This window comes from Pararhizobium sp. P1_E7 (genome assembly GCF_056405855.1).
In genome coordinates this window covers 1-6,605 of record NZ_JBFUBH010000114.1, presented here as the reverse complement: position 1 = coordinate 6,605, position 6,605 = coordinate 1, and the positions used below count along the sequence as shown (strand labels likewise).

The 6,605-nt window shown below is 58.5% G+C and carries 7 protein-coding genes; 2 read left to right on the top strand and 5 right to left on the bottom strand.

Annotated elements, in window-relative coordinates:
* Positions 1–572, top strand: a 572-nt coding sequence (locus AC1D17_RS27155) for a LysE family translocator (protein WP_477568358.1), incomplete at its 5' end; no start/stop codon positions are given.
* Between the two features lie 245 nt (positions 573–817).
* Positions 818–1,255 (top strand): hypothetical protein, encoded by a 438-nt coding sequence (locus AC1D17_RS27150; protein ID WP_477568357.1) that lies wholly within the window; start codon positions 818–820, stop codon positions 1,253–1,255.
* A 242-nt stretch (positions 1,256–1,497) separates the two neighbouring features.
* On the opposite strand, the gene AC1D17_RS27145 is transcribed toward AC1D17_RS27150, so the two are convergent.
* From AC1D17_RS27145 to AC1D17_RS27125, 5 genes are all read right to left on the bottom strand, one after another.
* A complete protein-coding gene (locus AC1D17_RS27145) occupies positions 1,498–2,586 on the bottom strand; it encodes a nucleotidyltransferase family protein (RefSeq protein ID WP_477568356.1) in 1,089 nt (362 codons plus the stop codon).
* A 233-nt stretch (positions 2,587–2,819) separates the two neighbouring features.
* Positions 2,820–3,794 (bottom strand): 3'-5' exonuclease, encoded by a 975-nt coding sequence (locus AC1D17_RS27140; protein WP_477568355.1) that lies wholly within the window; start codon positions 3,792–3,794, stop codon positions 2,820–2,822.
* Positions 3,795–4,193: 399 nt separating this feature from the next.
* Positions 4,194–5,678 carry a mechanosensitive ion channel domain-containing protein gene (locus tag AC1D17_RS27135; RefSeq protein ID WP_477568354.1) on the bottom strand — a complete coding sequence of 495 codons (1,485 nt, stop codon included), beginning with the start codon at positions 5,676–5,678 and terminating at the stop codon, positions 4,194–4,196.
* 327 nt (positions 5,679–6,005) lie between these two features.
* Positions 6,006–6,191: a hypothetical protein gene (locus AC1D17_RS27130; protein WP_477568353.1), complete on the bottom strand. Its 186-nt coding sequence runs from the start codon at positions 6,189–6,191 to the stop codon at positions 6,006–6,008.
* A gap of 131 nt (positions 6,192–6,322) precedes the next feature.
* On the bottom strand, positions 6,323–6,605 hold a 283-nt coding region (locus tag AC1D17_RS27125), incomplete at its 5' end, for a globin domain-containing protein (protein ID WP_477568352.1).

Sequence of the window (6,605 nt, the reverse complement as noted above, 5' to 3'; positions counted from 1 at the left end):
CCTATGCTGCGTTCTCTTTTGCGGTCCTCGCACTCCTGCTTTCTCCGGGCCCCACCAATACATTAATGGGCCTTGCGGGAGCGCAAAACGGGCTTCGCAAGGCCCAACGGCTGATCCCGGCCGAACTGCTCGGTTATCTCACAACGATCCTGCCGCTGGCCTGGCTGGGATCGGAAGTTCTCGCACGTTGGCAGATCGTCGCGATCGTGATGAAACTCGCCGCCGCAGGATGGGTCATGTTCATGGCCGTCAGGCTGTGGCACATGCACGAGAGCGATGGCACCCCGGATAAGGTGACGGCGAAACGCGTCTATCTGACCACCATGCTGAACCCAAAGGCCCTCATATTCGGTTTGGTCCTTCTACCGTCTCCCGGCGATCCCGAATTCGCCTCGAAGCTGGGAATTTTCGGCGTCATGGTGATAACGGTGGCTTTGATTTGGTGCGGCGCTGGTAGCCTTACACGGACGAGAAGCAGTGGCGACAGGCGACTTTATGTGGTTCAGAGGATCGCCTCCGGCTGGCTGGCCATCGTCTCGATCACGTTGATTGCGGGCGTGATAAGACCCTAGGCTCATGCCATCCGTGAAGACATGCGCGCCTTCAACCCGTTTCCCTTTTACGCGTATGGCCGGCCTGTGGACGGTGCCGACGAATGGTCGCTTGCTGGACGAAAGTCGATAACGCTGCGGCCGATTAACCGACCCGGCTCGACAGACAAGCCGACAGTTCAATCGTGATTGGACTTAATCCTTGGTAAGAGTCACGCTGGTGAGGCTGTAATGTCGGAGCATCAATCGTCTCAATGGAGGCCGAAATGAAGCACCACGAAGTCGATCAACTGCAAACTCTTGCTAGGATCAACCGGGATTACCCTCATCAAGTCATGACGCGCGCTGAGCGTCTCCAACGCTGGGCGGAACTTCTCGAACGGGATCCGCACCGCGTCCTCTCGACGCTCCAGCAAACCGAATATCAACCGGACGCGGCACGCGCTCTCTTGCGGAGCGACAACTCGGCGATCTCGGTCGCCTTTGACGATCCTGTCCTTCGGGCAGCGGGGATGGAAAGCGATACCTACGGAGAAGCCAGACGATTTTTCGAGCTGTCCGACAGGCATTTGCACGAAATCATCTGCTATTGTCATTTCGGCGCAACCGTAAGCGCTGGAGCGACCGCCAGCTATCTCAGGACAAGACATGTGGACAGGCGGGAAGGCTTTTGGGCTCGTCTGCATGCAGTGTTTGCTGGGTGACACGGCTTGTTCGAGACGACCGCATGGCCAAGGTGAGTGCTGCCATGTCAGAGCGCAGCGCCCGTCCGGCCCGCATCGACATTGGCGCCCCGGATGCGGGGGGATGTGGAAATGAAGCCATCCACGGTGTCACATCGCAACAGGTCGGATCAAGTATTCGGATTCCACCCGGGCGACGCGCAGTCGGACCAGCGCGATGCCCGTTGCCCTTGAGGCGCGGTGCTCCAAACGCATCGTTACCTCTAGAACGGCATGGTGACGTTTTCACCGATATCGATTGCCCCTGCCCTGAGACTGTCCCTGAGACGCTCCCGGCTCTCTTCCGGCAACATGCCCGCACCCGCCCGAATGGCGGCTTGCCAACGTTCGCCACGCTCCCATGCCTCGTTGTAGACGAGGGCCAGGTCTGAAACGCGGCGTGTCTGCTGCAGAGCCTCAAACAGAAGTTCCGCCTGCCGGATATCTTTTTCGCGCTTCGATGCGCTCAGGCCGTCGTTGCGTCGGCGCGAGGCGACAATCAGCTTATGGATAGCGTACCGGGAAGGGTCTGGGACTGTCACGGGGACACCGCTTTTGTGCAGCAGGATTGTCCTCACCGGGTCCCGGATGAGGAAATCGAGAAACCGCAGCGGATCGGCGCTGGCGCCGCCGAGGGCGGGCATCTTTGCAGGCTGGCCGATATGGTCGTCCGATCCCCGGTTCGGGGTCAGAAATTCGACCCGATAGCCCGAGGCGGTTGTGAACGCAGACGACGCCACAGATCCAGAGACATGCGGTACTGGGCGGAATGTCGGATCGATCGCTTGAAGGATTTGCGTAATAGGAGGCAGTGTGTCCTCGACCTCGGCCGAAATGGCGTAGTCCTGGGCAATGTCCGCATCACCGGTGAGTATGGATGCCATTGGCAAGCGCACGCCGAGAACTCCCGCGTAGGTCTGGAAGGCAACGGTACCGATCAGGACCGCACGCAATCTGAAGAGACCTGCAGAGGCAAGGGCTTCAACGATATCGCCGGTCATGCGGTCTGCCGCGATCATCCCACCCTCGCGGACGAGGCTGGATACCATGCGGCGCCGAGCACGGAGATCGTCCTTCAGTTCTTTGAAATTGTCGACGCGAGCCGAAATCTCCGGATCGTCCGCTGGGCCGACATAACGCCGGGTCCGACCGCCTGCGCCGTCCGATTGGTCGAAATACCAGTAGCGGCGCTCTTTGACTTTGACTGGCGTGAAGCGCCCGTCCGCTGGGAAGTCTGCAGCCCATGCGGCATCGAGCGACCGTTGTCCAAGCTCTGCGAGCATCGTTTGATACATGAGGTCAATGGTCTTCATCGCGCGCCCGGTCAACGTTATACCTTATTTGCAGAAAAGGTATAACGAGACTGACATCATGGCAAGACGGCGACGCTTCCGATCGTTGATGCCCGTACCAGCCCATGCACGGTTCTCGCCACCTGCCATCACGACAGATCAACAGCGAAACAGTCTTCAGACGCCATCGGCTTGGTTTTCCGCTTGCGGACGGATCGCCCGCCGACGTCTCGGACACATGCCTTTAGGGTGTGTCAGGCACGGAAACGGTCGAATGCCGTCAGGTATTTGACCGGTGGGTCCGCATCCGGATACCGATAGATTTCGCTTCGAAGATAGCGGAGCTCATCTTCCAGCGCGTCTTCACCGACCTCGGTCCACCAGGACTTCGGGCGGCCGTCGCTTCCGTCGGACCAGCGGTAGCCGCGGGCTTTCAAAGCATCCTTCATGTCGAACGGGCTGTTTTCCGCAAGGACGCGGACGCGCGATCTCTGGCTTGCGCGATAAAGTTCGGAAAAAGCTGTGCCGGCAGCACCCTCCACCTGGCGCGCCAAAACCTCCAGCAGCGCAAAACAGTCATCGACGGCGCGGTGACCCCCGTGAAAGTACCCCGCCTGCCCGGTCAGATAACCAAGCTTCGTGCCTTCGTATCCGCGCGACTGCCAGTCGATTTCCGAGTTCGAGCAAGCCCAGGCCTTGCCCGCAAATGCCGGGGAAAAAGCCTCGCAAAATGGTCGGTCGAAGCCAGCATTATGGGCAATCACCAGGTCAGCCGGATCGAGCAAAGTTCGCAGCGCTCTCATGTCGATGATCTGGCCGGCAACCATGTCGTCAGTGATGCCGGTCAGCCTGGTGATTTCGGCAGGGATGGGACCCGTCGGCTGCTGAAGGCCACCGTAGACACCGGTGACATCACCGATCATGCCACGCTCATCGAAGGTGAAGGCGATCGCGCCAATCTCGATGATCTCGTCTTTGCGGTGGTTGAGGCCCGTGGTCTCGGTGTCGAGGATGAGGCCTCTCAACGGGAACTGCGGGCGAACGGTGGCGGCAATCTCACGGTGCTCGAGTTTCGTCAGGACCCGGTAGCGGCCGGTTTCCGTCAGGTGGCGGACCATTGCCGCCTCGTTCATCGTTCCTGGCGCGCCCCTCTTCAGTTGATCGTTGCGACCCGCCCCGGCAACGGGCGTAACCGGTTCATTCGAAAACATGTCGAACTGGGCTGTCATGCGTCATTCTCTGTTGCAGCATCGGCTTGACCCCGACACCACGCCGCGATGCGCACGCGGTCCGGTACAGAGGTTTGAATGTCCGATATAGGCCAACCGCCGGCGAAAATCTGCATGAAAGACTGATGTCCTTTCATGTTTGAGTCAGCGGGATCCAGCACACAAGCGGTGCATTGACGCCCAGCCGGACAGCCTCGATGTCGTCGACTACGGACGTTGTCGGCGAACTCTACAGAGCTGCCAACGAGGAAGCCAAGCTGCCGCTGCCTGAACGGGCGGAGACGGCCAGCGTCGCACCAAAAATGCTCGCAAGTTCCCAGGGAGAACGCATTTCCGTCGGTCATGGTGCGCTGGTCACTGACACAGCCTTGCGGGCCAGAGTGTTGGAATTCAACGCCATTATTGATGCGTCGGCAAGCGAAAGAGGCGACGAATGCGATATGCAATTCCTACAGAACGATCTGCCACAGGAAGCGTGTCGCCTTCTACAAGTGCTTCACTCTCTAGTCGCGCCGCAAGGACAGCGCCCAGTTCTTCGGCAAGGGCGGGCCGGTCGTGCATTATCGCAGTCAAACTTTCCAGCGGCACTTCATAGACCACCGAGCGACATAGCGCCTTGATTGTGCCGGGCTCTCCTGTCTCCATCAATACACCGCGCTCTCCTAGAAAGTCCCCCGGTGACAAGCGGTTCAGCTCGACGGCCCTACCTCTGGAAATTCGTTCAACAAGAATAGCGCCTCGTCCCACCAACAAAAGGGTTGGCGACTTATCGCCCTGATCAATGATCTTTTGCCCTGCCGCAACATCGCGCATTACAAGCGAGGAAGCTAGCGCATCCACTTCAGCGTCGCTCAACTGGGCAAATATCGGCATACCTCTCACCAGCGTAAATTGATCGGATCGCCGCTCGCCAGCCGGTATTGTGTTCATTGCGGAACCGTTGATGTATGTCGACGGAACTGAAAGCGTAAGGCCAACGGCCGAGAGATGACGGAAGATCAAATCGTACATCTCGTTCTTCGCGGCGATTATTTGATTGGCCTCTGCAACGCGAAATGCAAGCTCCACATTGATTGATTGACCGTCCATGTCAGTCAGACTGACAAGCGGCGCCGGGTTCTGTAGCGCGGACCTGCTTGCCAACAGGATGGTTTCGAAAACCTGCCTGATCCACGATGGTCCCCTTGTGGTCGCGACCCTCACAGTGATTGTGACGCCGTGCGTTTCGTCCGGGCTGCTCATATTTGTGAGTTGGCTTTTTGCCAACGTCGTATTGGGTACGACGACGAGGTCGTTCGCACCGTTTAGAAGGTGGGTCGCCCGCCAATTGGTCTCAACGACACGCCCTTGGACACCTGTATCCAAAATGATCCAGTCTCCGACCGCATAAGGTCGTCCCAGGTTAAGGGCGATGCCCGAGAATACATCGGAAAGCGTGCTCTGGAGGGCAAGGCCGAGGATGACGGCAACAACGCCGGATGTCGCGATGAGCGTCCCCACGGGAACGTTGAAGACATAAGCGACGATCGCGAGCACCGCGCCCACATATAGGAGGCCGGCTATAAGATCTTGGATTAGCTTGGCTTCCCTTGGGCGACCTTCAAAGATGAGGAAAGCTCGTACAGAGCTCACTAGCATTAACGCCCCACCTATCCACCAGACTGCCTTTGCTGCGGCGTAAAAGAGGCGGAGCGAGAGACCCTCTGGGCCAACGGCAGGAGAATAGGGTTCGATGTCATTGAGCAGCAGGATTGCCGTCAACAATACGAACAAAACACTGTGCGCGGCAAATTGAAAGGCGTGACTTCGAGCCCAAAGGTGCACGAGACCAAAAGCTACGGTCAGTACCGCAAGTTGTACAACGGGGTCGAATGCGTATGTCATTGATCGGGCCCAGGTAAACGGTACGATTCTTACGTATGATGAGAGCGCTATCTTGTACAGGTCTCTTCTTTTGTGATCACTCCAACGATCTCGCAGACGCTTTGGGCCGTCGCTTCGGAGGCACAACGTGGCCCGCCGCTGCCATAGTGGGCCGCAAGCCGTTCACCGGCAGGGAAACTCGCTCCCCCCGGCCGCTTCCACAGCGATAACCACAACGCCAAAGCATTCCAATCAGGATGCGAATGGCTCCAGGAACGATCAAGCCCAGCAAACGGTCACGTCACTCATGCAGCGCATCGCTTGTCGATCATCTAAGCACCCTCAACCCTATCGACCGGCAAGAACGGGCGTCACCGGTGTTTCGCGATATTGCCCCGCCAAACCGGCGCTGAAGCCAGCTTTGAACACGCTCTTCATATACACCAAGTCAAATTGGGATTTCTGCTTCTCAGAGAAGTCATTTGGGATCGAAGCGTAGAATAGACGGAAACGTCCCTTCTGAGTGAGGGTCATGGTTATGTTCCTTCATGGCGGATCGGTAGCGCCCAACACGCGGTTATCGGTCGGGGCCGAGACACAGGTCTGCCGTCTTGCGGACGCTGGAAATCTCGGAAATTCTGGATTTCAATGGCGGTTGAATGTCTTCAGGATGCGGGAAAACCGCGTTCGATCTGCTCGTTGGCAGCCTCGATCATCACTGCGCTGACCGTGGCGTAGGCGCCTGTCCAGGCGCTTCGCAATGCGGGCGTGAAACGCTCGCCGAAGAACAGCGACAGGGTTTCGAGAAGAGCGACGCCCACGGTGGCATAGTGTTCGTCGCGGACACCGTAACGCGTGTGCTTGACGGCGAGTGTCTTCAGCGTCGGCGTGACCGCCTCGAGGTTTCGCAGCGCGCCCACGACGAGCGCCAGCGCCGCCATCAGCTTC